This is a genomic window from Nocardioides caeni (assembly GCF_004912195.1).
GTDB lineage: Bacteria > Actinomycetota > Actinomycetes > Propionibacteriales > Nocardioidaceae > Nocardioides > Nocardioides caeni.
Window position 1 is genome coordinate 117,034 of record NZ_STGW01000003.1, and the last position, 26,126, is coordinate 143,159.

Annotated in this window: 30 protein-coding genes; 16 read left to right on the forward strand and 14 right to left on the reverse strand. The window is 67.4% G+C overall.

Annotation, left to right across the window (positions count from 1 at the left end; translation table 11 throughout):
- The first annotated feature begins 28 nt into the window (after positions 1-28).
- Both E9934_RS06445 and E9934_RS06450 read left to right on the forward strand, forming a co-directional pair.
- Positions 29-694 carry a hypothetical protein gene (locus E9934_RS06445; protein ID WP_136562068.1) on the forward strand — a complete coding sequence of 222 codons (666 nt, stop codon included), beginning with the start codon at positions 29-31 and terminating at the stop codon, positions 692-694.
- Positions 695-701: 7 nt separating this feature from the next.
- Positions 702-1,835 carry a C40 family peptidase gene (locus E9934_RS06450; protein WP_136562069.1) on the forward strand — a complete coding sequence of 378 codons (1,134 nt, stop codon included), beginning with the start codon at positions 702-704 and terminating at the stop codon, positions 1,833-1,835.
- A gap of 55 nt (positions 1,836-1,890) precedes the next feature.
- Here E9934_RS06450 and E9934_RS06455 read toward each other — a convergent pair whose 3' ends face one another.
- Both E9934_RS06455 and E9934_RS06460 read right to left on the reverse strand, forming a co-directional pair.
- Positions 1,891-2,355 (reverse strand): hypothetical protein, encoded by a 465-nt coding sequence (locus E9934_RS06455; RefSeq protein WP_136562070.1) that lies wholly within the window; start codon positions 2,353-2,355, stop codon positions 1,891-1,893.
- A 73-nt stretch (positions 2,356-2,428) separates the two neighbouring features.
- Positions 2,429-3,559 carry a hypothetical protein gene (locus E9934_RS06460; protein ID WP_136562071.1) on the reverse strand — a complete coding sequence of 377 codons (1,131 nt, stop codon included), beginning with the start codon at positions 3,557-3,559 and terminating at the stop codon, positions 2,429-2,431.
- A 66-nt stretch (positions 3,560-3,625) separates the two neighbouring features.
- On the opposite strand from E9934_RS06460, the gene E9934_RS06465 reads away from it, so the two are divergent.
- Genes E9934_RS06465 through E9934_RS06480 form a run of 4 tightly spaced genes read left to right on the forward strand, consistent with a single transcriptional unit; the run spans position 3,626 to position 7,012 of the window.
- Complete coding sequence (locus tag E9934_RS06465; protein WP_136562072.1) at positions 3,626-3,916, forward strand: DUF6112 family protein; 291 nt, start codon at positions 3,626-3,628, stop codon at positions 3,914-3,916.
- A 32-nt stretch (positions 3,917-3,948) separates the two neighbouring features.
- Positions 3,949-4,254 (forward strand): DUF6112 family protein, encoded by a 306-nt coding sequence (locus E9934_RS06470; RefSeq protein ID WP_136562073.1) that lies wholly within the window; start codon positions 3,949-3,951, stop codon positions 4,252-4,254.
- A gap of 10 nt (positions 4,255-4,264) precedes the next feature.
- Complete coding sequence (locus E9934_RS06475) at positions 4,265-5,557, forward strand: TrbL/VirB6 family protein (RefSeq protein WP_136562074.1); 1,293 nt, start codon at positions 4,265-4,267, stop codon at positions 5,555-5,557.
- Between the two features lie 6 nt (positions 5,558-5,563).
- The gene (locus tag E9934_RS06480; protein WP_136562075.1) at positions 5,564-7,012 is read left to right on the forward strand and encodes an SCO6880 family protein; all 1,449 of its coding nucleotides are present in this window, start codon (positions 5,564-5,566) and stop codon (positions 7,010-7,012) included.
- Positions 7,013-7,107: 95 nt separating this feature from the next.
- Here the strand turns inward: E9934_RS06480 and E9934_RS06485 are convergent, their stop codons facing one another.
- On the reverse strand, positions 7,108-8,148 hold the full coding sequence (locus E9934_RS06485; RefSeq protein ID WP_136562076.1) for a fatty acid desaturase family protein: 1,041 nt from the start codon (positions 8,146-8,148) through the stop codon (positions 7,108-7,110).
- 90 nt (positions 8,149-8,238) lie between these two features.
- Here E9934_RS06485 and E9934_RS06490 point away from each other — a divergent pair, with 90 nt between their 5' ends.
- Together E9934_RS06490 and E9934_RS06495 are read left to right on the forward strand one after the other, a co-directional pair.
- On the forward strand, positions 8,239-8,958 hold the full coding sequence (locus E9934_RS06490) for a GAF domain-containing protein (protein ID WP_158294942.1): 720 nt from the start codon (positions 8,239-8,241) through the stop codon (positions 8,956-8,958).
- 45 nt (positions 8,959-9,003) lie between these two features.
- The gene (locus tag E9934_RS06495; RefSeq protein ID WP_136562078.1) at positions 9,004-9,726 is read left to right on the forward strand and encodes a GAF and ANTAR domain-containing protein; all 723 of its coding nucleotides are present in this window, start codon (positions 9,004-9,006) and stop codon (positions 9,724-9,726) included.
- Positions 9,727-9,791: 65 nt separating this feature from the next.
- Here the strand turns inward: E9934_RS06495 and E9934_RS06500 are convergent, their stop codons facing one another.
- The 5 genes from E9934_RS06500 to E9934_RS06520 form a co-directional block, all read right to left on the reverse strand.
- Positions 9,792-10,307, reverse strand: coding sequence for a DUF5994 family protein (locus E9934_RS06500; protein WP_136562079.1), 516 nt, complete (start codon positions 10,305-10,307; stop codon positions 9,792-9,794).
- Positions 10,308-10,473: 166 nt separating this feature from the next.
- Positions 10,474-10,698, reverse strand: coding sequence for a hypothetical protein (locus E9934_RS06505; protein ID WP_136562080.1), 225 nt, complete (start codon positions 10,696-10,698; stop codon positions 10,474-10,476).
- A 2-nt stretch (positions 10,699-10,700) separates the two neighbouring features.
- A complete protein-coding gene (locus E9934_RS06510; RefSeq protein WP_136562081.1) occupies positions 10,701-11,021 on the reverse strand; it encodes a hypothetical protein in 321 nt (106 codons plus the stop codon).
- Between the two features lie 35 nt (positions 11,022-11,056).
- Positions 11,057-11,305 (reverse strand): hypothetical protein, encoded by a 249-nt coding sequence (locus tag E9934_RS06515; RefSeq protein ID WP_136562082.1) that lies wholly within the window; start codon positions 11,303-11,305, stop codon positions 11,057-11,059.
- Between the two features lie 2 nt (positions 11,306-11,307).
- On the reverse strand, positions 11,308-11,778 hold the full coding sequence (locus tag E9934_RS06520; protein WP_136562083.1) for a DUF5994 family protein: 471 nt from the start codon (positions 11,776-11,778) through the stop codon (positions 11,308-11,310).
- A gap of 372 nt (positions 11,779-12,150) precedes the next feature.
- On the opposite strand from E9934_RS06520, the gene E9934_RS06525 reads away from it, so the two are divergent.
- Positions 12,151-12,558, forward strand: a complete 408-nt coding sequence (locus tag E9934_RS06525; protein WP_136562084.1) for a hypothetical protein — start codon at positions 12,151-12,153, stop codon at positions 12,556-12,558.
- 242 nt (positions 12,559-12,800) lie between these two features.
- Positions 12,801-14,045, forward strand: coding sequence for an ATP-binding protein (locus E9934_RS06530; RefSeq protein WP_425576958.1), 1,245 nt, complete (start codon positions 12,801-12,803; stop codon positions 14,043-14,045).
- A gap of 71 nt (positions 14,046-14,116) precedes the next feature.
- Here E9934_RS06530 and E9934_RS20025 read toward each other — a convergent pair whose 3' ends face one another.
- The 6 genes from E9934_RS20025 to E9934_RS06560 form a co-directional block, all read right to left on the reverse strand.
- Entirely contained in the window at positions 14,117-14,392 is a 276-nt protein-coding gene (locus E9934_RS20025; protein ID WP_202977217.1) for a hypothetical protein, read from the reverse strand.
- Between the two features lie 47 nt (positions 14,393-14,439).
- Positions 14,440-14,760 (reverse strand): hypothetical protein, encoded by a 321-nt coding sequence (locus E9934_RS06540; RefSeq protein WP_136562086.1) that lies wholly within the window; start codon positions 14,758-14,760, stop codon positions 14,440-14,442.
- A 19-nt stretch (positions 14,761-14,779) separates the two neighbouring features.
- On the reverse strand, positions 14,780-15,205 hold the full coding sequence (locus tag E9934_RS06545; RefSeq protein ID WP_136562087.1) for a MerR family transcriptional regulator: 426 nt from the start codon (positions 15,203-15,205) through the stop codon (positions 14,780-14,782).
- A gap of 125 nt (positions 15,206-15,330) precedes the next feature.
- A complete protein-coding gene (locus E9934_RS06550; RefSeq protein ID WP_136562088.1) occupies positions 15,331-17,160 on the reverse strand; it encodes a hypothetical protein in 1,830 nt (609 codons plus the stop codon).
- A gap of 41 nt (positions 17,161-17,201) precedes the next feature.
- A complete protein-coding gene (locus E9934_RS06555; RefSeq protein ID WP_136562089.1) occupies positions 17,202-17,558 on the reverse strand; it encodes a helix-turn-helix domain-containing protein in 357 nt (118 codons plus the stop codon).
- Positions 17,559-17,586: 28 nt separating this feature from the next.
- Positions 17,587-18,663, reverse strand: coding sequence for a tyrosine-type recombinase/integrase (locus E9934_RS06560; RefSeq protein ID WP_238694809.1), 1,077 nt, complete (start codon positions 18,661-18,663; stop codon positions 17,587-17,589).
- Positions 18,664-18,849: 186 nt separating this feature from the next.
- Here E9934_RS06560 and E9934_RS06565 point away from each other — a divergent pair, with 186 nt between their 5' ends.
- From E9934_RS06565 to E9934_RS06590, 6 genes are all read left to right on the forward strand, one after another.
- Entirely contained in the window at positions 18,850-19,929 is a 1,080-nt protein-coding gene (locus E9934_RS06565) for an ArdC-like ssDNA-binding domain-containing protein (RefSeq protein ID WP_136562091.1), read from the forward strand.
- Complete coding sequence (locus E9934_RS06570; protein ID WP_136562092.1) at positions 19,926-20,390, forward strand: hypothetical protein; 465 nt, start codon at positions 19,926-19,928, stop codon at positions 20,388-20,390. The genes E9934_RS06565 and E9934_RS06570 overlap by 4 nt, the downstream gene beginning before the upstream one ends.
- Positions 20,387-22,129 carry a type IV secretory system conjugative DNA transfer family protein gene (locus E9934_RS06575; protein WP_136562093.1) on the forward strand — a complete coding sequence of 581 codons (1,743 nt, stop codon included), beginning with the start codon at positions 20,387-20,389 and terminating at the stop codon, positions 22,127-22,129. The genes E9934_RS06570 and E9934_RS06575 overlap by 4 nt, the downstream gene beginning before the upstream one ends.
- 142 nt (positions 22,130-22,271) lie before the next feature.
- Positions 22,272-23,009: a hypothetical protein gene (locus E9934_RS06580; RefSeq protein WP_136562094.1), complete on the forward strand. Its 738-nt coding sequence runs from the start codon at positions 22,272-22,274 to the stop codon at positions 23,007-23,009.
- Entirely contained in the window at positions 23,006-24,106 is a 1,101-nt protein-coding gene (locus E9934_RS06585) for an XRE family transcriptional regulator (protein WP_136562095.1), read from the forward strand. Before E9934_RS06580 ends, E9934_RS06585 begins: the two co-directional genes overlap by 4 nt.
- 15 nt (positions 24,107-24,121) lie before the next feature.
- Positions 24,122-25,585: a hypothetical protein gene (locus E9934_RS06590; protein WP_136562096.1), complete on the forward strand. Its 1,464-nt coding sequence runs from the start codon at positions 24,122-24,124 to the stop codon at positions 25,583-25,585.
- Positions 25,586-26,126: the final 541 nt, after the last annotated feature.

A 26,126-nucleotide genomic window follows, 5' to 3' on the forward strand; every position in this document is an offset into this window, starting at 1 on the left:
TGTCCGCCACCTCGACCTCGGAGCCTCGATGCGCAACCTCACCTGGCGCCAGATCGCCGTCATCCTCGGCTGCGTCCTGACCCTCGCGACCCTCGCCGTCGGCATCTACGGAGTCGTGCGTGGGCCCCAGCCCGCCGAGTCCACCCCGGCGCCTCCACCGCCCGGAGAGGTCGGGGCGATCCCGGAGGAGGCGACTCCGGTGGTCACGCTCAAAGATCGCGCGCTCCCCCACACGAGCGATCCGATCGCGTACTCACGCGCCGTCGCGTCGTCACTGTTCGACTGGAACACCAGCCTCGGCTTCCTGCCGACCGACTACACCGCCGCCGTCCTCGCCGACGCCGACCCCTCCGGCGAGGAGACGCCCGGCCTGATCGCCGATGTCGCGACCTACCTGCCGACCGTCGACCAATGGCTCGACCTCGGAGCGATGGAGGTACGGCAGACGATCGAGATCGACGACGCGTACGTCCCGGAGTCCTGGACCGCCGCGGTCCAGCAAGCCCACGGCCACCCCCGACCGGGCACGACGGCCGTGACAATTGCCGGCACGCGGCACCGAAGCGGCGTGTGGAACGGCGAGGGCGCCGAGTCGTCGCACCCAGTCGCGTTCACCGTCTTCGTCGCTTGCGAGCCCTCGTTCGATCGCTGTCACGTCCTGCGGCTCTCGCAGCTCGACAACCCACTCAGGTGACGACGCCATGGGTATCAAGCTGCTCGCGGTTGGCGCGGCGGCCGCCGTACTCCTCGCCCCCGGCGCAGCCGTCCTGGGCGTCGCGACGCTGATCAGCCCCGCGGCTGCCGGATCGGGCAGCTGCATGTGGGATGGTCAGGCGACCGAGAGCCTCGGCGTCAGCGGCCCGGTGTCGGACAGCCTCAGCGCGACGAACACCAACGGTGAGACCGTCACCCTCAACCAACAGCAGCTCACCCGGGCCGCGGCGATCATCGCCACCGGCCAGAGCGAGAACATCCCGGCCCGCGGCCAGATGATCGCGGTCATGACTGCGCTGACCGAGTCGTCTCTTCGGGTCCTGTCGAACACCGGCGCCTACCCCCACTCCGGCGATATCCCGAACGACGGTGACGGTAGCGACCACGACTCCGTGGGCCTCTTCCAGCAACGCCCCGCCGCCGGATGGGGCAGCGTCGAGAACCTGATGGACCCCGTCTGGTCATCCCGTGCCTTCTACGGCGGACCCAGCGGCCCGAACCACGGCTCGCCACGGGGCCTGCTCGACATCGACGGATGGGCATCGATGGACCCCGGCGCTGCGGCCCAAGCCGTGCAGGTCTCGGCCTATCCCGACCGGTACGCCGTCAACCAGCCGATCGCGGAGAAGGTCCTGGCGACGCTGAGCGGCGTATCGCTCTCGACCGACCTCGCGTGTGCTCAGTCAGCGGGCGAGGTGCCGATGAACCTACCCCCGGGGTTCGCTGGGGACTTCATCAAGGCCGCCGCATCACAGCTCGGCAAGCCCTACGTCTGGGGCGGAGGCAGCTTCGAGGGCCCGACAGGCGGTGGCTTCGACTGCTCCGGTCTCGTCCTGTACGCCGCGTACCAAGCCTCCGAAGGACGCATCCGTCTCCCCCACTACTCCGGCGACCAGATCCACGCCGGCACGGGCACCCCCTTTGGCGAGAAGAAGCCCGGCGACCTGATCTTCTTCAGCTACCCCGGCGCCGGCGGCCCGCATCACGTCGCGATCTACGTCGGCGGCGACCGAATCCTGCACGCGCCGCGAACCGGTGACGTCGTCCGCTACGGGACGATCGGCGAGTTCGCGGGCGAGGTCATGACCATCCGCCGGCTTAATGGCGGTCATCAGCCCTGAGCGGCTCCACGACCATGATCCGCAGCGAACCACCAGCGAGCCTGGCGCAGCCGCACTAACGGAGCAGGTCGTATTGGGCCCACCCCTGCTGCTGGATGCGCAGCCAGTCCGGGCGCGTCATGCCTAGCGGCTTCGGTGATAGCGGATAGCCCACGAAAGCAAGAAGGTAGCCGACAACGGGACGGTCGACCGTCTCAGGATGGCTGAGGAACTTCTTACGGGAGAGTCCGGAGAAGTGCGCACCGTCGAGAACCCCCTTCACGCCATCCCAGGCGGCAGCATGGCCGAAGTACTTCAGTCGGACAACTCGGTCGATCACGAGTTCGGCGAAGATCTCAGCCTCGGCCCCTCCGGAGCTCACGAGGTAGCAGAAGTCGCCGTTGTTGATGTGCGAATAAGGCCACTGCCTGATCTTCCACATGTGCCAGAACACGGTGGGCGGCACCTTCTTGGAACTCCAAGGCTCTCGAGTCGGCTGGGTCTTGAACCACACACCTCGACGCAGTGCTGCTCCAGCCATCAGTTATCGAGCCTCCGAACAGGGCAGACGGCAGGTGCCCAAGCGAGTTGGACACGCCTGGGCCGCTCGGTGATCATCCGTCGTGCACCGCAGGCGGCCACTGACGCGGTTGCGGGCCGACTCGGAACGAGTTGTACCTGTCCGCCCACAGGTCCAGCACCTCGTCGTCGGACCGGTCCGCGACCACCCAGTCGATCCGCTCGTCAGTGAAGACGACGAGCGCCGCAGCAATGTATGAGCGCGCGCCCTCATCGCTCCAACGATCCGAGCCAGTCCACCTCATCAGCGCTGGAGCTTCCTTGACCGCGCTCAGAGGCTCGATGTCACAGCTGCCTTGAAGATCCTCGTACCAGCCGCCCGCTAGGGCCAAGTCCGCTTCGACTGCCTTCCAGAGTTCCCCGGCACGTGGGAACACAGCGTCCATGGCGTCTACCCGATCTGCCTTCTCGTCGAACTCCACCTCGGCCCAGGCCGCCGTGCCCCACAATGCATCTTCCACGACCTCTAGCGCCGCCTCCCGGCTACAGGAGACGAGCAGCGCATCAGCCTGCTGCAGTGCAATTGCGGCGACATCCGGGCCATCCGAACCGCGACAAACATCGATCGCAGCGAGCAGATGACGTGCGATCGGATTCCACTGGATCTCCGGGCCGCCGGGCGCCTGATTCGGATTGGGATCCGGTCCGAGCCACCATCGAATGGTCTGGTCCGTGGTGGCGCGAGTGAAGTGTGGCCACATCTGCGCCAACGCGACGACGCCGGCCTCTGCGAGATCTTCGATCTCAGGCTCTTGATCGGGTCTGCAACGATCGAGCCATCGATTGAAGCCGGCATCAGCGGCAACAGCCTCAGGCGTCTCGGCCCCCAAGGCAACGATTGAGTCGCGGTCGTTCGAGGCATCGGACCAGTCGGCCGCCTTGATGAGAATCAGCCAGCCTGCGTCTGCGTAGCTGGCATCAGCGGCCTCGGCATCCTCCCTGACAGCGCCGGCGCCCAAGGCATCGAGTACGCCGCCCGCGGTGGTGAACACCGCGTCCTCCAGAGCATCCATCAGCACGTCGCCGACCCATTCGGTCGCGGCTAGCAGACCATCCATCCGATCGCCCGGCTGGCCACGCTCGACCCGCTCCTCGACGGCGCCCAAGATGATCCGCGCCATCTCCGCGCGCCGGTGATACGGGAAGCGGTCCTCGCTCGGCTCCACGATTGGCAGCATACGGCTCGGCATCCGTCCGAGAGGCACATGGAGGCCGCGTAGCACCTCGGTGGCATGACCATCGGTCATTCAGTTGCGCAAGACATCGGCCCCGATTTCGGCGCAGTCGGCGGCTCAGGTGACCTCCGCGCCATCGTCGGCGCGCTCCTGACCTATGGCCTGATCGTCGCGGTGCTCATGCTCGTCATCTCGGCGACAACCTGGGCGATCGCTTCTAGCTCGGGCAGTTGGCACACCGCTCAGAAGGCGAAGCTCGGCTGCTTCGTCGCAATCGGCGGAGCAGCAATCACGGGCGCCGCACTCACGTGGGCCAACTGGCTGCTGGACATCGGCCCGCACCTCTAAGGCGTCCGCCCGTCCGACGTAAGGAGCCTCCGATGGACCTACTCACAACAGCTCTCCTGCTCCCCCTCGACATCTCGATCGACCCGAACTCCAACGGCCTGCCGGGGATCGGCCAGCTCAAGAAGATCGTCGGAGCCTCCATGACGGTCGGTCTGGTACTGGCCGTACTCGCGTTGATCATCTCGGCGATCGTGTGGGCGCTCGGAGCCAACTCGTCGAACCCGCACCTGGCCGGCCGGGGCAAGCTTGGCGTACTCGTCGCCCTCGGTGCCGCGATCGTCTGTGGCGCCTCGGTGACTCTCGTGAACTTCTTCTGGAACGTCGGCCAGCAGGTCTGAGGAATCGATCATGGGTGTCTGCGACGTACCGGTGATCCACGAGGTCTGCAACGCCGCCGGCGACGCGGCCGGCGCGGTCATCACCGCGCCGTTCGACTGGCTCGCTCAAGGCATGGGCGGCGCGGCCGAGTGGATGTTCACCTCCGTCTGGAAGGTCATCGACACCACGACGTACGTCGACGTGACCAGCGGCGAGTACACGAAGGTCTACAACATCATGTTCGGCGTCGGCGTCTTCGTGATGCTCGGCTTCTTCATGCTCCAGGTCATCGGCGGCATGATCCGCCGCGAACCAGCCGCACTCTCCAGAGCCGCACTCGGACTCGCCAAGTCGATCCTCGGATCGTTCGTCGCACTCGCGCTCCTCGCGACCGCGCTCGAGATCACTGATCAGCTCTGCATCGGCATCGTCAACGCCGCCGGCACCAACATGAACGAGATGGGCGACAAGGTCGCCGTACTCGCCGCCGGACTCGGTGCCATCAACCTGAGCGCCCCAGGAGCTGGCGCGATCCTGACGATCTTCCTGGCCAGCCTGGCCATCATCGGAGCGATGGTGGTGTGGATCAGCCTTCTGATCCGCAAAGCCCTCCTTCTGATCGCGATCGTCTTCGCACCGATCGCGCTCGCGGGTGCCAGCTGGGACCACACCCGGACGTGGCTGAGCCGCTGGGCGACGTTCGTGATCGCGATGATCCTGTCGAAGGTCGTCCTCGTGGTGATCTTCCTGCTCGCCACCGCCCAGGTCTCGGCGCCGATCGATGCCGACCTGGAGTCCGTCAGCCAGCCGATGGCGGGCGTCGTACTCATGCTTATGGCCGGGTTCGCGCCGTACCTGACCTACAAGGCCATCGCCTTCATGGGCTTCGACATGTACCACGCGATGTCGGCCGAGCAGGAGGCCAAGTCGTCGCTCAACCGGCCGATGCCGATCCCGCTCTCTCGCCGCACCGGCAGCGAGCCGGCGAAGGTCCTAGGCGGGGGCGGCGCAGGCGGTGGCGGCGGTACGACGTCCAGCGGCTCTCCCGCGGCCACGGGACCATCCGCTGGCGGACCGTCGAGCGGAGGGGGCGGCGGAAGCGCCGGATCCGGTGCTGCCTCTGGAGGTGCGGCGGCAGCAGGCGGAGCGGTTGCCGCAGGAGTCGTGGTCGCGAAGGAGGCGGCAGCGGCCGGTCCTCGGCTCGGCAACTTCGTCGCCGCCCAGGCGACCGGACAGGCAGAGGCGCATGAGTCCGCTGCTCCTTCGACAGTCCCACCGCCAGTCGCGGACTCGACGCTGGTCGACACCGCTGGGAAGAAGTGATCGGCCGTGGCCACGACGACCGGCGAACCAGAACTGACCCCGATCAAGTTCTCGCGCCTGGCCCGGCGCGGCGTCCTGCTGGGCCTCTCCGGGCCCCAACTCGTGATGGCCAGCCTCGCGTCGGGCACGTTGATCATCGGTCTGTACGTCGGCGCCGTGGTGATGACCTTCCCGATCATCCTGTTCTTCGTCACGCTGGCATTCGTCGGTGTCGGAGGGCGCAAGCTCATCGAGTGGGCGCCGATCGGCGCGCGCTGGCTCTGGCGATCAGCGGGCGGGCAACTGCTGTACCGCCGTCGAGTCGTGAAGCCGCGTCCCGCGGGAACGCTGGCGCTGCCCGGTGACGCGGCTCGGCTGCGTCAATGGGTCGACCCCGAGACCGCGGCCGTCATGGTTCACGACCCGCACGCGGCGACCCTGACCGCGATCGTCGGTGTCTCCCATCCCGCGTTCGTGCTCCTCGACCCAGCTGAGCAGGAACGCCGAGTCGTCTCGTGGGGCCGGGTCCTCGCGACGGCTTGCCGATCCGGGCGAATCGCCTCCGTCCAGGTGATGGAGCGGACGCTGCCCGACTCCGGCAAGGGCCTGGCGGACTGGTGGGAGCAGCACGGCAACCGCTCAGGCTCGTGGGCCTCGACGACGTACGGCGAACTGGTCGACCGCGCCGGACCCGCGGGCGAGCGCCACGCGTCGACCGTTTCCATCTCGTTGGACATGAAGGTTGCCGGGCGCGCGATCCGGGCTGCCGGCGGAGGCATGCGAGGGGCAGCCGCCGTACTCCGGCAGGAGATGGCGACCCTGCTGGCCGCCCTCCGGTCCGCCGACCTCGCCCCCAGCGAATGGCTCACGCCCGGCGACCTGGCGCTGATCCTGCGGTCGGCGTACGACCCCGCCGTCGCGGGCGCGCTTGAGCGCAAGGGCGACATCGGCCGGGACCTCGCCACCGCGGGACCCGTCGCGGTCACCGAATCGTGGGGCTCGTTGCGCAGCGACTCCGCGCACCACTGCGTGCTCTGGATCAGTGAGTGGCCGCGGTCGCTCGTGTACCCCGGCTTCCTCGCGCCGCTGCTGCTGTCTTCGGGGATCCGGCGCACCTTCACGCTGCTCTACACGCCGATGCGCACCGACTCCGCTGCCCGCGACATCCGCAAGAAGAAGACCGAGTACATCTCCGACGCCGCCCAGCGCCAGAAGCTCGGTCAGATCGAGGACGCCCAGCAGGCCGCCGAGTACCAGGACGTCCTCCAGCAAGAGGCCGACCTGACCGCCGGGCACGGGGTGCTGCGGGCGACCGGGTTCGTCGCCGTCAGCGCCAGTGACGCCGACGAACTCGAGCGCGCTGTCGCGGCGATCGAGCAGGCGGCGATTCAAGCATCCTGCGAGACCCGGCGGGTCTGGGGACAACAGGCTCAGGGCTTTGCGGTGGCCGCGCTGCCGCTGTGCCGTCGGCTCTGAGGCACTGCAAGGCCTGATCCGGGACGGTCGGCTCCGGAATGGATCAGCTTCCTGCGGCAGGCCGACCCCGAGCGCGGGAGCAGGAGACGTCCGCGTCACCTTGAACTCGACACCCCACCGCGTAGCGGGGCGCCCACCTGGTGCAGGTGTCGGAGTGCCAGCCCGTACGACTCATGCAGCGTCGTTTCCGAGTACGAGATCCCGCGGGCCCGGCAGTGGCGCTCGATGATGGGTTGGGCTCGTCTGAGGTTGGGACGGGGCATGCTCGGGAAGAGGTGGTGCTCGATCTGAAGGTTGAGGCCGCCAAGGGCCAAGTCGACGAATCGTCCTCCTCGGATGTTGCGGGCGGACAGTACCTGACGGAGCAGCGGGTCCGCGGCTTGCTGCGGCGTCAGCGCTGGCATCCCCTTGTGCGACGGGGCGAACGAGCAGCCGAGGTAGACACCGAACAAGGCCTGGTGGATCACGAGAAACACCAGCGCCTGGATCCAAGTGAGGGTGCTCAAGAGCAACGTGAGGTACAGGGTAAGGTGACCGAGCAGCAAGAGGCTCTCGACTTTCCGGTAGCGGAGTCCGGGCCTGAGAACCGAACGCGCGCTCGAGACCCGAAGGTTGAACGCCTCGAGCGTCAGCGTCGGGAAGAACAGACCGGCCTGATGCCGCGTCAGCCAGGCGGCCGCTCCTCTGCGCGCGCTGGCCTGGTCAGAGTCGAACACGAACGCACCGACAGCGACATCGGGGTCGGCCTCCAGGTCGTTCGGGTGGGCGTGGTGGGCGTTGTGCTTGGCGATCCACCAGCCGTAGCTGAGCCCGTTCAGCAGGTTGCCGTGCACCAGGCAGAGCAGGGCGATGGTCCGGCCACGATGAGCGATCTGGCGATGTGCGGCGTCGTGGGAGAAGAACGCGATCTGGGTGGACACGATCGCGAACCCCGGGGCCAGCAGGAGCGCCCACCACGAGTCGCGCAGAAGGAAGAGACCCGCCACGACCAGAGCCAGTCCGGCGAGGTTGAGGGTTCCCAGGACGGCGTAGAACGCAGGTCTAGGCTGGAGGAGTCCTCGACTCCGGATTTCCCGAACCAGCTCGCTGTAGTCGCTCTGGAGGGGCGGAAGCGCTGACCCAGTGGTGGTGGACATGAGGATCCCGACTGTTCGCAGATGGCGCCGCCGGGGTCCGAGGTGGCCTCGATTCGAGGCTACTCCCCCGACCCTGAGGTCGGTGGAAGCGTGAAGACCACGGCCCAGATCCTCGCGGCGATCGACGCCGCAGCCGGGTCGGGGCGGTCGCTCCCGGAGTTGCTGTGCGTCGACTGCAAAACGGCACTCGGCCTGAGCGGTTGCGTGATGGCGCTCATGAACGATGCCGGTCATCAGGGGGTGGTCGGAGCCTCGGGCGGGGTCGCCGCCCAGTTGGAGGACCTCCAGTTCGAGTTGGGCGAGGGGCCGAGCGTCAACGCGTCTTACTTCGCGCGCCCCGTCTTCCATTCCGACCTGGTGACGGCCGGCGAGATGTCGGCATGGCCGGGGTTCGGACCCGAGGCGGTGGGCGCTGGAGTGCGGGCGGTGTTCGCGTTTCCACTCCAGGTGGGCGGCGTGCGTCTGGGCACGCTCTGCCTGTATCGCTCGACCGCTGCTCAACTTGATCGCGAGGAGATGGCGAGCGCCCTCGCCTACGCCGATGCCGCGCTGGTGGTGCTTCTGCGTCTGCAGGCCGAGATGCAGCCGGGATCAGTGCTCTATCCCGACCTGGGCGAGCCGTTGGAATACCGCGCCGAGGTCCACCAGGCGACGGGGTTTCTCTCGGTTCAGGCGTCGGTCGGTCTCGCGGACGCCCTGCTGCTACTTCGGGCCCATGCGTTCGCCGGCGAGCGTTCTTTCCTGGAAGTCGCGCGTGACGTGCTGGCGGGGCGTCTTCGCATTCCTCTGGAAGAAGACGAAGATGACTGACATACCCGCCCGCGACATTCGTCAGACCAATAAGAGGCCACTCTCATGAGCGCTGAACAACGGTTGACCGAGGTGTTCGTCGAGCTCGCCGACACGCTCGTCGACGAGTTCGACGCACTGGACTTCTTGTCCACGCTCACCGAGCGAAGTGTCGAGTTTCTCCATGCGGACGCGGCGGGTGTGATCCTCAGTGATCTGCGTGGCAGCCTGCACGTGGTCGCCTCGACGAGCGACCAGGCTCAGATTCTCGAACTCTTCGAGCTCCAGAACGACGAAGGGCCGTGCCTTGACTGCTTCAACAGCGGTCGCGCGGTCGTCAACGTGGCGATTGCCGAAGCCCGCTCCCGGTGGCCACGGTTCACCGCCGCTGCGACTGAGGTGGGCTACTCGTCCGCGCACGCGATCCCCCTGCACCTGCGGGACTCCGTGGTCGGAGCCATGAACCTGTTCTGCGTGAGCGCTTCTCGCCTCAGCGAGGAGGATGTCGCGCTCGGCCAGGCGTTGGCCGACATCGCCACGATCGGCCTGCTGCAGGAGCGTGCCGTTCGCCAGTCAGGGCTGATCGCCGAGCAGCTTCAGACCGCACTCAACAGTCGCATCCTGGTCGAGCAGGCCAAGGGCGTGCTGCTGGCAAGCGCCGGCATCGACGTGGACCAGGCCTTCCATTTGATGCGTGACTACAGCCGCCGCAACAATCAGCCGGTCAAGACCGTGGCCCAGGGCGTGATCAATCGGGTCCTGACCGTCGACCAACTCCGGCGCCCTTGACTCCCCGCATCAGGCGGGAGGGGCCAGCCGAGGTGGATCCCGCCAGTCGATGACGAACACAGCCCCTATGCGTGGCTGGCCGCATGGTCGTCCCAGACGGCGTCCCCGATGTGGCTCTGGTCCGGTCCGGACAAGCCGAGGAGCGTGCTGGGCGACTCGGTGTTGCGATCGTCAGCCGCCTGCTGCATGACCCTCGATGCGAGCCCGGGCTCGGTATCGCTGGGGACGACCAACAGCCGCAGCCGTTGCCCCGACGACATCTTCACGATCATCACGTGGGTGTCGTCGCTCGGGAAGGAGCCCACCTTGACCCTGCCGCGGGCGGCATGGATCCGGTGCATGCTCGGGGCGCCGCTGACCGCGTCCCAGTCGGGTCGGGAGAACAGCAGCCGCTCGATCCTGCCGATCAGATCGGGAAAGTGATCCACGAGGTCTGCGGCTTCGACTTGAAGATCACGGGACTGGGGCCACCAGGCCCCGTCCAGCGGACCGGATTGGAAGCTGGTGTCGAGGCGGAGTCGCAGCGCAACGCGCTCGCCCGGCATCTGCGATGAAAGGGAAACTGTCGGTGACGTCGTCATGACGTCCACCTTCCGATCTGCCCTCGCGGACTCGGCGAGTCCGGCCTGGCAGGTGATTAACTCCACCCTACCCTGCTGTCCTAACGCGCTCCCGGCTTCCGCGCCACCTCATCCGCATGGGGTTACGCGGCAGCAGCATCGTGCAGCGCGCCGGAGGATGAGGAGTTCACAGGACGGCGCCCCGTGGCCCTACTTCCACGGCAGAAACGCCTCTCGCGTACAACACCAGTAGCCGATCGCCGTGCCCGCAGCGCAGGACGCCCGAGTCGTTCGACAGCGTGGCCAGGACGTGGTCAATCACCTCGGCGTCGCTTGCCTCATCGGGGTGTTCATAGGTGACATCCATGCTGTCACCGCCGACGAGCCGTACACGTAGCACGATGCCGCCCATGGTCATGGGCCTATGGCGGTGCAGGCCTGCTGCTGCACTCGTCGGGCCGCGGCGCGGGCACCCGCCTCGCTGGTGAACCAGTCTCCCGACACCGCGACTCGAATCCCCTCCGGGCGCCAGGCGGTCCACTGCCAACGACCACCGGTCGTGGACCGGACCCGGTAGTAGGGGTCGTCGGCGTTCACCCGGAAGTCATGGGCTGCCTGATCCGCATAGGCGAGACTGTTGTACGTCCGACCGGCCCAGGCAACGACCCGATTGTCGTCCTCGAGCAGCCACCATGCGGGCTTGCTTGCCAGATTCGTCTCGATGAAGAACTTCATTGCTACCCCTTCGGGTTCACGGTGGCGGAGTCTCGTCACGCGTATTGCCCAGATGCCCCGTCTTCGACCGATCGAGGCGACCCGTCAAGCACGACGGCGGCGGCGACCAGCGCCCACGCCACCCACAGTGTGACTTCGGAATCCGAACCGGGATCGACCACGGTCAGCTGCCCGGTGGCGGGGGTGCCGATCTCGGCTATCTGGGTTCGGATGTGATCCTCCGTCCCCGGGGCGATCGCCCAGCGTTGGGTCCAACCGTTCCCATAGAGCATCAGGTAGCCCACGGTCACGCACCCGTTCGCGACGAAGACTTACCCGCCTCTGGTCCCCACCACGAACCGCCGTCGTCGCTCCAGTGTCCGCCGGGATCGAGGTCCGGGTGGCCGGCCACCTCGTGCAGGACTTCGGTGGCCGTATGGTCATTCCCGGCCTCGGCCGACGCCCGGAGCGCTTCGTCGCCCTGGTCAGGAGTGAACCCGGGCGGAACAACCAGGACGTAGAGCGTGCGCCGATCCGACATCTTGAGCAGGATGAGGTGGGTATCGTCGCGTGGGAACGCGCCGACCTTCACGTAGCGACCCGTGACCGGAACCACGCGCGGCGTGGAATCCCAGTCGGGCGGCGAAACCAACGCCCGGACAACCCGGCCGGACTGCGCCGGGAAGTGATCGACCAAGTCCGCCAGTTCCACGGCCAGCTCCCGGGTCTGGGGCCACCAACCCCCGTCCAGATGATCTTTGCCCGGGTGCTCGGCCATGCGAAGCCGAAGCGGAAGACGGCTCGGCGTAGGAACCCAAGGAACGAGAATAGGACCGTTTGACGTCGACATGACGTCCGCCTCTCGACCGGCACAGCGGTGTCCGGATGGAGGCCTCATCTCCGGTCAGTCAACCTAAGCCTACGCCGGGTCACCAAGGCGAGTTTCGCCAACTTGGGAAACCGACCAGATGGCGACAACTAGCCAGGATATTCACGGGCCTCCAGCGCTTCAGCGTGTTGGAGCTCGGACAACGTTCCTTGAGATGTGCCACCGCGAGAGGGTGCGTGGGCCGTCGACAGCTGCTGCGGCGACGAGACGGACTGCCCCGCGTACCTCATCGATGAGAACCCATCGACCGAGGAGCCACCGATGCCTACCTTCGACGACCCGGTCGCAGACGCCGACGAACTCCGGGAAGCAGTCCGCGGCCTTGCTCACGCGACGCGCACGATCGACGACCCGACCGCGATCTACGCAGTTCTGGGTTCCATCAGTTCCGCTCTCGCGTCGCTGAGCCAGTGTCTGCACCAGCTCGGCGAGTTCCACAACGGGCCGACTCGCAAGCAGGCGTGGATGAACGGCGATGCCAACGCCGGGCGCGCAGCGTCGTACAGGGAGTCCTGGGAGCTTCAGCGCGCCGCCGAGATGATCCACCAGATCGCCGAATGCGTAGATCGGGCGCACGAGATCGAGGCGACGATCGCCTACGACGTCCGTGACTACCCGTCATTCGCTCCAGTTCAGCGCTCCACGCACCAGCCAGGGATGTCGCTGTGACCGGGTGGCAGGACGGGCGGCTCCACTCCGCCGTACTCGTCTCACCAGGACGAGAACGGCGGCACGATCGCAGGCTCCGCAAGGCGGCGGCACGCGAACTCCTCTCCGCCCACCGCGAAGCCCGGCGCGCCGAAGCCAAGCGCAAGGCCGAGGAACTGTCTGCGGAGAAGCGGGCGACCGTGACGCTCCCCCGCGCCGGCGAACACGGTCCCGCCACCCTCCGGACGCCCGGACGATTCCGCGTGCCACGCCACCAGGACACCTCGGCGACCCTGGCGGGCGCGTACCCCTTCCTCGCCGAGGGCGGCCTCGGCAGCGAAGGCGTGTTCGTCGGCCAGGACCTCTACTCCGGGAGCTCTTTCGTCTACGACCCCTGGATCCTCTACGCACGCGGGCTCATCACCGCACCGAACCTCGTCCTCGCCGGCATCGTGGGCTCCGGCAAGTCTTGCCTCGCCAAGAGCCTCTACACGAGGTCGATCTCATTCGGTCGCCGCGTCTACGTCCCTGGCGACCCCAAGGGCGAGCACACGGCCGTCGCAGAAGCCGTCGGCGGGCGCGCCATTGCGCTGGGCCATGGCATGGCCAACCGCCTGAACCCTCTCGATGAGGGCCACCGTCCGTCCGGGTACGACGACGTCCAGTGGACCAGCCAGGTCGCATCCCGTCGCCGCGATCTCGTCGGCGCCCTCGCGGAGACCGTGCTCGAACGCCGGCTCACTCCACTCGAGCACACGGCTGTCGACATCGCCATCGACCGCACCGTCCGCGGAGCCGACGTCCCAGTCCTCCCGATGGTCGTCGACCGGCTCCTGGCCCCGGATCCGGCCGACGACCCCGACGGACGCCTCACGGAGGACGGACGACTGGTTGGCCACGCACTCCGGCGCCTCGTCGCGGGAGACCTCGCCGGGCTCTTCGACGGCCCCTCGACGGTGGCGTTCGACCCGAGCCTCCCGATGATCTCCCTCGATCTGTCTCGCGTCACCGAGAACGCCACGCTCATCTCGGTCTTGATGACCTGCGCGTCGGCGTGGATGGAATCGGCGTTGCTCGACCCGAGCGGTGGCCAGCGTTGGGTCGTGTACGACGAGGCGTGGCGCCTGATGTCCCACCCTGCACTGCTGCGCCGGATGGACGCCCACTGGCGCCTCGCGCGGCACTACGGAATCGCGAACATGCTGATCTTCCACAAGCTCACCGACCTTGACAACGTCGGCGACTCCGGCTCCGCCATGCGCGCGCTCGCCTCGTCACTCCTCGCGAACGCCGAGACCCGCATCGTCTACCGCCAGGAAGCCGACCAGCTCGGCGCGACCTCGGCAGCGCTGGGGCTCACTGGCACGGAGCAGTCACTGATCCCCACCCTCGGCACCGGCCAAGGACTGTGGCGGATCAAGAACCGCTCCTTCGTCGTCCAGCACCAGATGCACCCCGCCGAGCTCGAACTCTTCGACACCACCGGACGCATGACGGGGGCAGGTTAGAAGTTCGCATGAAATTTGACGGTTTTGACGCGAACCTGAGCATTCACGGGGCTCAGAGCGTACGTGGGAGCTCAGGTTCGGGGAACCTGCGCGGTCTTCTGCTCGGCGGTGGCGCTCTGTTCCGATCGGTGTTCGGCGGGGTCGCTGCAGCAGTCGTCGACGCCGTTCTGGACGGGGGTCGCCTCGAGGGGGTTCTCGCTGGCCGGGGTGGGGCCGCAGGCGCATCCTTCGCCGCGCCAGGCCTCCAGCCCCTCTCGGACGGCGACAGCGGCGATCACCAGGACGGCGATGGGGTCGGCCCAGGACCAACCGAGTGTGGCGTTGAGAAGCAGGCCGGCCAGAAGCACGGCGGACAGGTGGGACCGACCGGGGTAAATCCGGACCTAGGTACAAGTTACAAGCGTTCGGACTCGTCGGGGTCGGTGGTTCGGGTCAGGGCCGCCCGAAGCTGGTCGGCTGAGGGTGCGGGCACGATCTGGTTGTTCTCGTCGCGGTACAGCCGGCAGGCGATGCTGCATTCGCCAGACGTGCCCAGGGCGAACGGGTCGACGCCGTTGATCAGCAAGGTTGGCGAGCCCGTCATGCCCCGGGCGGCTGCCTCGGCGTCAGTGGTGACCTCGCGCGTTGTGGCTGGGATGTCGGTGACCTCGCGGAGTCGATCCAGCATCGGTATCAGGTTCGGGCAGTCGGGAACGTGCAGGACCTCGATGGTCACCGCGGGCTGTCTATTCGAGCTAGTCATGATCCGCTCCGGGTCGTTGGTGTGGTGTCGGTTTCGCGATCGCGTCCAGCAAGGCACAAGCCCGGTCGGCCGCCGGGAGTTCGCAGGTGGCGATCAGGTCGGTCAGGGAGTCGTGCATCCGTTGCAGGTCCACGATCCGTGTCTCGAGGTCGGCCCGCCGGGATTGAGCGAGTTCTCGGGCGGCGTCACAGCTGTCGGGCCCGCCGGCGTTGAGGTGCAGCAGTTCTTCGACCTCGTCCAGGGTGAAGCCGAGTTCTTGGGCGCGCTTGATGAACCGCAGCAGTTCGACAGCCGCGGGCGGGTAGTCGCGGTAGCCACCGGGAGTCCGTGGTGGCGGCTGCAGCAGGCCGCGGCGCTCGTAGTAGCGCAGCGTCTCGGTGTTCACGCTGGCGCGCTGGGCCAGCTCACTGGATCGCATGACCCCATCCTGAACCCTGGACCTAGGTACGGAGTCAAGGTCCCTGGCCCAGTTGTCACGGCCCGAGCGGGAAAGGCACGGAGGCAATGATCTTGTTTGACGACATCACTCCGTCGCTGCTGCGCTCAACCTCGGCTCGGTTCACCGTCGACGGTGAGGTCGGGATGCTCGATGGTCTTGAGGTATCGGGTGGCGCCTTCGACGCTGAGGCCGAAGAGGTCGCAGATGCGGCGGATGTCGCCGCCGGTGGCGTGGATCTCGTGCAGGATGCGGTCTTCGCGCAGTGCTTGGGGGCGCAGCGTGATGCCACGCCAGGGGAAGCTGTGGCCGACCGGGACCAGCCGTGGGGCGGTGCGTCTGCTGACCAGCAGGTGGGGGTTGATGCAGCCGGGCCAGCGCTGGTTGCGGTGGTCGAGCCAGGCCGTCAGCCGGGTCCGGACTGGGGCCGCGAGCGGGATGACGCGATCGCCGATGGTGAGCCGTCCGTCGATGATGTCGGTCAGCCTCACGGCCCGCAGTTGCTTGCCGCTCAGGGCATGGAAGGCGACCAGGGCCACCGCGAGCGCGACGACGGGGTCGGGGTGGTTGAGCTCGGCGCGGATCACGGCGGGGTCGAGCGCGAGGGGAGTCGTCCGGGCGAGCGGGGTGTGCTTCATGCCGCGCATCGGGTTGGCGAAGATCAGGCGCTGGCCCTTGAGGGTCTTGAACAGCGACCTGCACGCGAGTTCGGCTGCGTGGCGTCGACCGGGTGGCAGCGACGCCAGCGCGTTCACGATGTCGGCGCGCGTGACCTGGGCGAAGGAGTGGTAGCCAGCAGCGACCCAGGTGTTGACCACGGTGACCAGGCCGAGGATCTGGACGCGGACTGTCTGGGAGTCGCGGGGCACCTGCCGCGGGGTCAGTTCGGAGCCTTCGAGCATGACGTGGAGCCACAGCTCGAGGTGCTCGCGCATCACTGGTGGCAGCCCGGCGGCGCGTTTGGCGAAGTAGAGCTCGACGCGGCTGGGCCGGTCCTCGATGAGCAGTCCTGCTTCGTCGAGGACGTCGATGGTGGAGATGATGTTGCCGTCGTAGCGCGGCAGCTGCATCACGTCGCTGGCACGGATCTTGGCCGTGGGGTTCTCGCGCAGGGTCTGCAGCAGCCGCAGGGACCTCGTCACGTCGTTGCGCTGGCGCACCGACCAGCCGTAGCGCTCGGCGTGCTGGTCGACGATCGCGGCGCACAAGCGGGTGAGCTCGCTGTCTTCGATCAGGACCCGTCGGCGCACGGCTTCGGGGTCGGGTGTCATGTCGAACAGGGCGAGCTGGATCGAGGTCTCGTCGTCGAAGCCGGTCCCCGCGGGGTAGGGCAGCTGGTTCTTGTAGCGGCTTCTCCAGGGCTCCTCGCCGGTGCGCACGCTCGCCGTGGCCGCCTTGCGTGCCCGTGGCCCGGGTCGCAGGCTGGGCTCGGGCGCGAGGCGCGGCGTGACGCGCTTCTTGAACAGCATGTTGGCCAAGAACAGTTGTTGGCTGTGCCGGTTGGCGCCGGCGTAGTCGAGGGCCCGTCCGGGCTCCTGGGTCATCTGGGCCTGCTCGACGCACAGCCGGCAGGCGCCCGACAGTCCGACGGGAATGTGTCGGCTGCAGTAGTCGCAGACGCCTTCGGGGTAGTGGGTGCGCCACCAGCGGCAGGGTCCGCAGGTCCAGTTGAGGCGCGGGTAGACGCCCCACGCCAGGCAGCCCTTGCAGGCCCCGGGCCGTTGCGGGCTGCGGGGGTGGCACAGGCTGCACAGGCCTTGGCTGAAGTAGTCCTTGGTCGTCCCGCACCAGCGGCACGGCGGCGTGGGGAACGGGCCGCCGGGCAAGCACTCGTAGCAGACGTCGACCCGCGGAGCCGTCCACGCGACGGGGTTGGCCTGACACCGGTTGCACCGCGGCGGCAGCCGCAACGGTGCCTCAGGTCCTGGTCCCGGCATGCAGTTCTTGTCCCGTGCGTACTCGTCGAGCTCGCCGTGGTCTACAGCGGCGGGGTCGAACGCGGCTGGCCGAACCGCGGACTGACCACCGGGCCGTTCCCGCCGCCGTTCGGGTTGTCATCGCCGTTCCCGTTGCCCCCGTTGGCGGCCTCGGCGTCGCGGGCACGGCGGGCGGCGACCTTGTCCGGCTCGGGGGTCATCAGGTCGTTGGGGGTGCACTCGAGCACCGCGCACAGCACGTCGAGCTCCTCCAGGCGCATGGTCGGCGGGGTGCCCGCCCACCACGACGACATCTTCCCGGCGCTAATCTCCAGGCCGGCATCGGCCAGCATGCGCCGTAGTTCCGCTGACTTCCAGATCCCTCGCTCGGCGGCCCGAAGCCGCAGGCTCCACTGCATCTTGATCCTCTCCTTTCATCGCGGGAAGTCAGTCGGTCCGGAGTCCCAGACGGGCTTCAACACGGTCGTTGGCGGTGTTCCACGCGTGCACGATGTGCTCGCTGCGCACGTGGATGTAGCCCGAGGTGGTGGCCAGCCACTGGTGGCCCAGCAGCTCCTGGATCGCCTTGATGTCCATGCCGACGGCGTACAGCGACGAGGCGCAGTAGTGCCGCAGCACGTGGGGCGTCATCCGGTCCGACCAGGCCGGCAGCCACTGATCGACGTGGATCGCCAGGCCGCGGCGCAGTGCGTTGCTGCCCACGCGGCCACAACGCCCCAGGTCACGATCGAACCGCTCCGAGGGAAGCATCGGCGCGTCCGGGTTGTCCCAGTCCTGACCGTACTGGTGGCGGACCTCGGCCAGCCACCAGTCGATCAGCTGGTCCGCGCCGTTGATCGCCGGCACCAGCCGCGGCTTGTGCCCGCGCCCCCGGCTGCCCTTGCCGAACCGGACGTGGAGCTTGCCGAACTCGCCCAGATCGGGACGCCAGTCGCGGATGTCGAGCATGACGGTCTCGTTGATCCGCAGCCCCAGCCGACGCCACAGCGAGGCGGCGAAGTAGTCGCGGGCCGCGGGCAAGTACTTGCGGGCCTGCGGGATCGAGCCGCGCCACGCGGTGAACAGCGAGTCGATCTCCTCATCCGAGGGCGGGACGCGGACCTTGGCCAGCGACGCCCCCGACTGGCGGTTGAACTCGTCGATCGGCTGCTCGACCAGCACGCCGGTCGCACGGCGGATCGTGCCCTCGTAGCGGGCCAGCACGAACTCGTAGAACAGCGACAAGGTCCCGGCCTTGCCGGCCCTGGTGGCCACGCTGTGGCCCAGCCGGCGCTGATCAGCCAGGAATGCGTCAGCGTCCGCGCAGGTCGCCTCCCACAGCGGCTTGGTCAGCGATCGGGCGAACTCGATCACCACCGAGCGGGTCGCTCGAATGTGCCCGTCACTCAGGCCGGCCGCCGACATCGCCAGCGCGTACTGGTCCACGAGCTCCTGCTCGAAGTCCTCGGCCGCCTGCGCACTCGACAGCACCAGATCCCCGGCACTGCCACCAGGCAGCGCCACCAGACCCATCAGATACCGACTTCACAGGAGCCGAGCATGCGTCGATGCTACACCGAAACCGTCAGTCACAGTGACGACCAATCACTTCAAGTCCAAGGAGGCAGGGAACCCACGTCACCTGCACAAACGCGGATCCAGACCTCCAATGCCGCCGATCGAACCTAAGCGCCTAGAGACAGCAGCGTCATGACCACTCAGGTTCGCGGTCAAACGGCCCGAGAAGCGAAGCTCGAGGCGCTCCAGAAGCAGTTGTCCGAGTCCGTCGCTGCGCTGGTGACCGGCGAGGACTGGAGGCGCGCCCTGACCTTCGCCGCGCAGTTCCGCGGACGCAGCTTCGGGAACTCGATTCTGATCGCGGCGCAGCACTTCGCGGCGTACAAGGAGGGCAGGGTGCCCGAGCCGACGCCGAGGTACGTCGCCGGTTTCCACCAGTGGCTCTCGCTGGGCCGCAGCGTCGCGAAAGGCCAGCACGGCTACGGCATCCTCGCCCCGGTCACAGGTCGGTTCGCGTCGTTCACGCCCGACGACCCGAACTCCTGGCGACGCTTGGCGCGCAACGAGAAGCCGATGTCTGGCGAGTGCGCCCGCACCCGCATGATCGGGGTCAAGCCGACCTACGTATGGGACATCTCCCAGACCACAGGCGACCCTGTGCCCGAACTCCCCCGCCCGTCCCTACTTCAGGGCGAGGCCCCAGCCGGGCTGTGGGACGGACTGGCCGACCAAATCACCGCGGCCGGCTTCGAGCTCCGGCTCCTCTCCTCAGCCGCGGCGATCGGCGGTGCCAACGGCCTGACCGACTTCCTCTCCCGCGAAGTCTCGATCCGCATGGACATGGACGAGGCGGCCCAGGTGAAGACGCTCGCCCACGAGCTCGGCCATGTTCTCCTCCACGCGCCACCTGACAGCGCCCTGTCGACCGAGTCCGCCGCCGACGCAACCCTGCACCGTGGGATCGCCGAGGTGGAAGCAGAATCAGTCGCACTCATGGTCGGTGCCGCGCATGGGCTTGACACCTCGTCCTACACGGTGCCGTACGTCTCGACCTGGGCAGCAAGCGTCCCCGGCAAGAACCCGGTCGAGGTCGTCCAGTCGACCGCCGAGCGCGTCCGCGCGACCGCGCTCGGCATTCTCGACAAGGTCGACACCCAGCAGGTCGGCGACGGCAATCCGCCTGGGCTCGACCGCGAAGCCCTCAGCCGCCGGACCGGGACGGCTCCGGTCGTCACCGCCGCGCGGCGCGATGGATCGGGCCTCGGGCTATGAAGATCCCCGTCGTCCTGAGCGTTGTTCACGTCGCCATCGACGCCGACGGCGTCATGACGGTCGACGTCGACGGTGTCACGCGCGATTCCGGACAGTGCAGGACTCGCGGTGACCTTCGCGCTGTCATCGACGAGATCACGTCCGAGCTCGGCGCGCCCGTGCGCGTCGAGGTCCGCGAGGCCGACGGCTCGACATACGCCGACATCGCGACTCCCCCAGAAGCCCCGGCACCGGAGGCGGCGGAGCCGCCACCCAACGCGTCAACTCCGGCCCTCGCTGGTGCCGGGTTCCAGCCAGGCGAGGAGGTCGCACTGGCGTACGTCGTCGCACGCCAGAACGCCGACGCCGAAGGCAACGCGTCCCTCAACCTCCCGCCCGCACTGCTCGCCGCAACCCGCGGCGGGCTCGTGCTCCTCGGGATGAGTTCACGCACGGTCACCCCGTTCGAGGCGCCGGCATGACCCGTGCTGCACGCGGTGCGAACGACGAGCTCGTGAACATCGCACTCATCGGGCTGGTGGCGGCGTTCGCACTGGCGCTCGTGCTTCGCGTCGCTGCAACGGCCGCCGCAGTTGCGACGGGTGCGGCCACCCCCGGGGTCGGCATCGCGAGCGGGCTGCGCGTCCTCACCGATCCAGGGCAACCGGCGCGCGCGTTCGAGGCGCCCGGGCTGTCAGCGATCGCGTACTGGACCGCAGTGGCGCTGTTCCTCGGCGTCCTCGCGACATTCGCCTCGTGCGTGTGGAGACTGGTCGCTCGCCTCCGACACCGGGCGGCTCGAGATCCCCACCGCATCCAAGGCATCGCAACCGCGCGCGAAATCGATGCAACCGCATCGAAGAAGGCCCTCGTACGGCGCGCCGCCACCCTCCGCCCCTCGATCCGCCACCCTCGTGCGAACGATGTCGGCTACCTGATCGGGCGCAGTTGCGGACGCGAGATCTGGGCGTCGGTCGAGGACTCGATCCTCGTGATCGGTCCGCCGCGTTCCGGCAAAGGACTGCACCTCGCCATCAACGCCATCCTCGACGCGCCGGGCGCCGTCGTCACCACCTCCACACGGCCAGACAACATCGCCGCCACCATCGACGCCCGGCGGGAGCGCGGGCCGGTCGCCGTCTTCGACCCTCAACACCTCACGGGGGGATTGCCCGCCGTCGACGGTTGCGGTGTTCGATGGTCGCCGATCCGTGGCTGCGAACAGCCCCTCACCGCAATGATCCGCGCTTCAGGGCTGGCATCGTCGACCGGACTCTCCTCCGGCGGCACGGAGTCTGGCGGCTTCTGGGAAGGCAAGGCCCGCTCCGCGCTCCAAGCACTCCTCCACGCCGCCGCGCTCGAGAAGCTACCGACTCGGGCCCTCTTCGAGTGGTCGCTGTCCGCGTCCGCCGCAATGGACGCCGTCGGCATCCTCGCCAGTCACCCGCAAGCCGCTGCAGGATGGTCGGACTCGCTCGAGGGCATGATCAGCTCCGACCCGCGCACCCGTGACTCCATCTGGATGGCCGTCGCCCAAGCCCTCTCCTGCCTCGCCGACCCTGCCGTGCTGGATGCCGTCAGCCCGGAGCCGGGCGAGGCGTTCGACCCACGCGACTTCCTCACCCAGAACGGCACGCTTTACCTACTCGCCACGGGAGCCGGCGCAGGTGCCTCATGGCCGCTCGTCGCCGCGTTCATGGAAGACCTCACCGAAGTCGCACGCCACTTCGCCGCCGCGTCACCGGGCGCACGCTTGGACCCTCCCGTGCTGATGGCGCTCGACGAGATCGGCAACCTCGCACCGCTGCCCTCGCTTCCCGTCCTCATGGCCGAGGGAGGCGGCACCGGCATCACGACGATGCCCGTCCTCCAGTCGCTGGCACAGGCGCGCAACAAGTGGGGCGAACATGCGGCCAGCACGATCTGGGACGCGAGCATCGTCAAGGTCATCCTTGGCGGCGCGTCAGCCTCCAGGGATCTCCAGGAGCTATCGGTCCTCATCGGCGAACGCGAGGAGCGCACCGACACCGTGAGCATCGGTGACTACGGCCAGCGCTCGCTCCAGCGGTCGACGCGCCGGGTCGCTGTGATGCCACCGGAGCGGATCCGGACGCTTCCGTTCGGGACCGGGCTCGTACTGCTCCGGAGCACTCCGCCGATTGTTTCTGCCCTCCGTCCGTGTACCGATCGCATTGATGGTCGCCCACTCCGCACCAAATGACGCACGTCCGCATGTCTTGACTCCCCTCCGATCGGTGCCCGGGAATCGGCCACCTTCCCGATTTACTTCAGTTTTCAACGCGCGCTGCGCGTCCGGAGTGGCGTTCCGTCCACCTGAGGCGCATGTGTGCTTGACTATGCTCATGCACCAAGCGCAGGTGGCGGCCGACCAGGCCCTCGAAGCAACTGTTGAGGCGTGCTCCGCCGCCGGACTGATTGCCGCATGGCGCGGACTTGTCCAGGATGTCTACTCCACCAACTTGGACCGCTACGAGCCAGATGAGCTCGGCGACACCCCCATGACCCTCGGTATCCAATGCTCCGAGAACCTCAAGACGAGGGCCATCCGACGGTTCCGCCATGACGAACTCGAGGCCGATGATGATCACTGGGACATCGACGGGCTCCGCGTCTGGACCCCGCGGAACGTGCTCACCTTCAGTTCCGCGAGCGCCCGGGTCGTCACGATGAAGCTCCCGTTCGCAGAGGGCCGCTCCCCCAGGTGGGATCGCATCGGCGACTGGGACCAAGACAGCCAGATCCGTCGGGCCATCGCGACCGAGAGCTCTCGCGTACTCCGGTACCGGAGCCACGCTGAGTCGGACGGGCTATTCCCGCACACCGGCTCTCCGGGAGTCGTTCGGAACTACATGATGCTCTGGGCCGGCGAGGCTGACGCCGCGCTCACCGCGGGCTGGCTCGGCGTCCCCGTCCTTGGCGACACGCCGTTCATTGCACGGAAGCTGCTCTGGTGGGACGACGAGCCGCACAACCGCGTCACGGCGAGCACGACACCCGACCGAGGACCGAACTTTGACGAGCGGCCCGCTGTCACGCCCGAGGTCACTCTCAAGCGCCGCCCCCAGGAAGGACTGGCGTGACGCGCACCTCGCGTCCTCCCGCCGCAGGCTCTGACTTCGACGGGACTCGACTGACCGTTGCACGGAGACTAAGGCGAAAGACGAAGACGACACTGGCTCGGGAGGTTGGAGTCACGCCGACGGCGATCGCTCAGTTTGAGAAGGACATCTCGAAGCCCACGCAGGGAGTCCTCGCTCAAATCTGTCTTCAACTCGGACTGCCCCGGGAGTTCTTCGGTGCCGGGCGGCCTCTCACCTTGCTGCCAGCGTCTGGGGCCCACTTCAGATCTCTACGGTCCACCTCGGCCGCTGCTCGCGAGCAGGCGCTTGCCTATGGAGAACTGTGCCTGGAGTTGGTCGACCTGATCGGGGCGTACGTCGACCTTCCCCCAGTCCTGCTTCCTGACCTCGAACTGCCCGATGAGTTGTCGGACGACGACATCGCTGAAGCCGCCCGCATCACCCGTGAGACCTGGGGGATCGAGCAGGGGCCGATCCCGTCGGTGGTCCAGGCGATTGAGGCAAATGGGGTCATCGCCCTTCGTCTGCCAAGTGGCACGGACACGGCCGTCGATGCGTTCTCCACGTACACGGGTCGTAGACCGCTGGTATTCCTGTCGCCAGTGAAGGATGACAAGGCGCGAAGCCGGTTCGACGCCGCTCACGAACTCGGGCACTTGATTCTCCATCCCGACACGGAGCCGGGATCGAAACTGGTCGAGAATCAGGCGCATCGGTTCGCTAGTGAGTTGCTGATGCCCCGCGACGAGATCATCAACGACCTGCCACGCCGGATCGACTGGCCGACCTTCCATGACCTTAAGCGCCACTGGGGAGTCAGCCTTCGCGCCCTCGTGTTCCGTGCGCATACCCTCGGTCAGCTATCAAACGCCTCCTATCGGCGGGCCAACCAGCAACTCTCCGCTTGGGGCAACCCGGAACCGGGGCCGCTTGGTCCCGCCGAATCGCCGCAGGTGCTCGGCATGGCTCGACAGGTCATCACCGATAGCGGTTTCGACTTTGACAGCATCCTCACCGCTGGACGAATCGCTCCCGAGGTTGCAGAGGAAGTCATTCAGGCGGCTTCTGAGGACCGGCCGAAGCTTCGCTTCGGCTGAGTGAGGGTCATTCACATGCGCTTCAGCGAGCACTACGGGATCAAGCGATCTGATGCAGACGACTGGTTCGACCCCATTCTCGGCCAGGACACCATGCTCGCGGCGGATCCGTACCTCGCCTTCGCAGACGCCGACCCGAGGTGGAGCGGGCTGCGAGACCGCGTGTTCGACTTCTTCCGCGTTGCCCACCAGTTGGCGCAGCGCACCCACCGCGCGGCGAAACCATCGAGGGACCCAGCCGTGAAGTTCCTGCGTTGCCGGGAACCACAGGAGTTCTGCCTTGGCGTTGCGACTCGATCACCGGCAGGGCACGGGACTGGCTTCAGCATCGCGGCACAGATGGTCGCGGCGCTGGAGCAACTCGCTCAGAACCATCCGGACACGCCAGTCACCCACATCGAAGTGTTCCGGTTGTTCGTGCCGGGGGTTGCCTTCGACCTGATCAGCGACATGTTCTGCAACATCGTCAAGCAGGAGCTGATCGCCTACACGCAGGACGTTGCGAAGCGGCACAACATCCCGATGGAGCAAGTGACGGTGAAAGGCGCCCGCTGGATGGAGCCCGGTCGGTGGATCGAGGAGCAGATCCGACTGCCCTTGAATCCGGCACGAACGGAGGCGACGGGCAAGGCGACCGGCGTCCTCCTGATACCGGAGCGCTGGCTCCGCAAACTCAACGATCCCAACGAGGACTTCTACAGCTGGGCGGAATACGCCGAAGAGGCCGAGAGCCTGCGCACGGCGCTCAACCTCGATGCCTTCGAGGAGTTGACCCGCGCCGAGAAGGTCAAGGCGATCCGAGACCTGACGTGGAAGCACCCCGAGGTCGCAGAAGCATTCCTGGATAAGCAGGAGGGCACGCGCGAGCCGTACGACGTGGAGTCCGACCCGGACGGCGTCGTGCGCTACCCCGAGGTCGGGATGGACCTGTTTCGACTGTCCACTGTCGATCAACTCCTCGGCGAGCCGGGGGACGACTTCTGCGCCTGGGTGGGCGCACTGGCGCGACAGTTCGCTCACGCTGTAGAGCAGCAGGGTGGATGGAAGGCCCTTTGGGAGCGGCGCACCGGGGAGCACGTGGTTGAGGAGATCACGCAAGCGATCGCCAACGTGTTCTTCCGCGCGCACTGCGATCAGAAGGATGTCCAAGTCAGCCGCGAACTGGACGTGGGCAGGGGATTGGTCGACTTCCACTTCAGCCGCGGTCGCAAGTTCCGTGCGCTCATCGAGGTCAAGCACATGGATCACACCCGGTTGGTCACCGGCGCGGGCCAGCTCGCGCAGTACCTCGTCTCCGAGCAGGTCAACTGCGGCTATCTGCTGTGTGTCGGGTTCACCTCCGATCACCTCTACACCGGCGAAGGCACCAGACGCTCTCGGGTTGAGGCCGCATGCGAGGCGGCCCGACAGGACAAACACAACATCCGGCCGATCTTCGTGGACGCCACCCCGAAGCAGTCGGCGTCGAAGACGAAGTAGGGGACGCATTGCTGAGGTACGAGATCATCTACTCCCCAAAAAGCCCGGCCCTGCACGTTGACATGGAGACCGAGGTCGAGGCCGACTTCCACCGCGTAGAGGGCCGTTTCGTGACCTTCTACGCTCGACAGACGGAGTAAGACCCCGGCACTGTGGTCCTCCGAGTGGCCGCTGCCCAGGTGCTTCAGGTCAAGACCCTTCCCGAGTCAGACTCCTGACCGGGCAGGGCATAGACCACAAGCCAAGAACTAGGCGACCCGATAACCCCTGGCTCGGCACAACAGTGTCCCTCGCGCTGCGGAGCGAGAACCAGTGGAGACTGGTTGGCACTGCGGTGTGGGTGGCTTCAGAACCGTGCTAGCGGCCTTCGCAGTGGATGCCATCGAGGAGTCACTGGGTACTCCCCCTGCTTCCGCCGGCGTGCCCCAATAAGAGCCGCGCCCCCCGAGGCTCAGGCTGCACCCTTCCGCCGACGCGACGTGAAAGACGTTGGTGGACCGCGGACACCTGACTCGTGAACGCGGCGCCATCGGGACGCCGT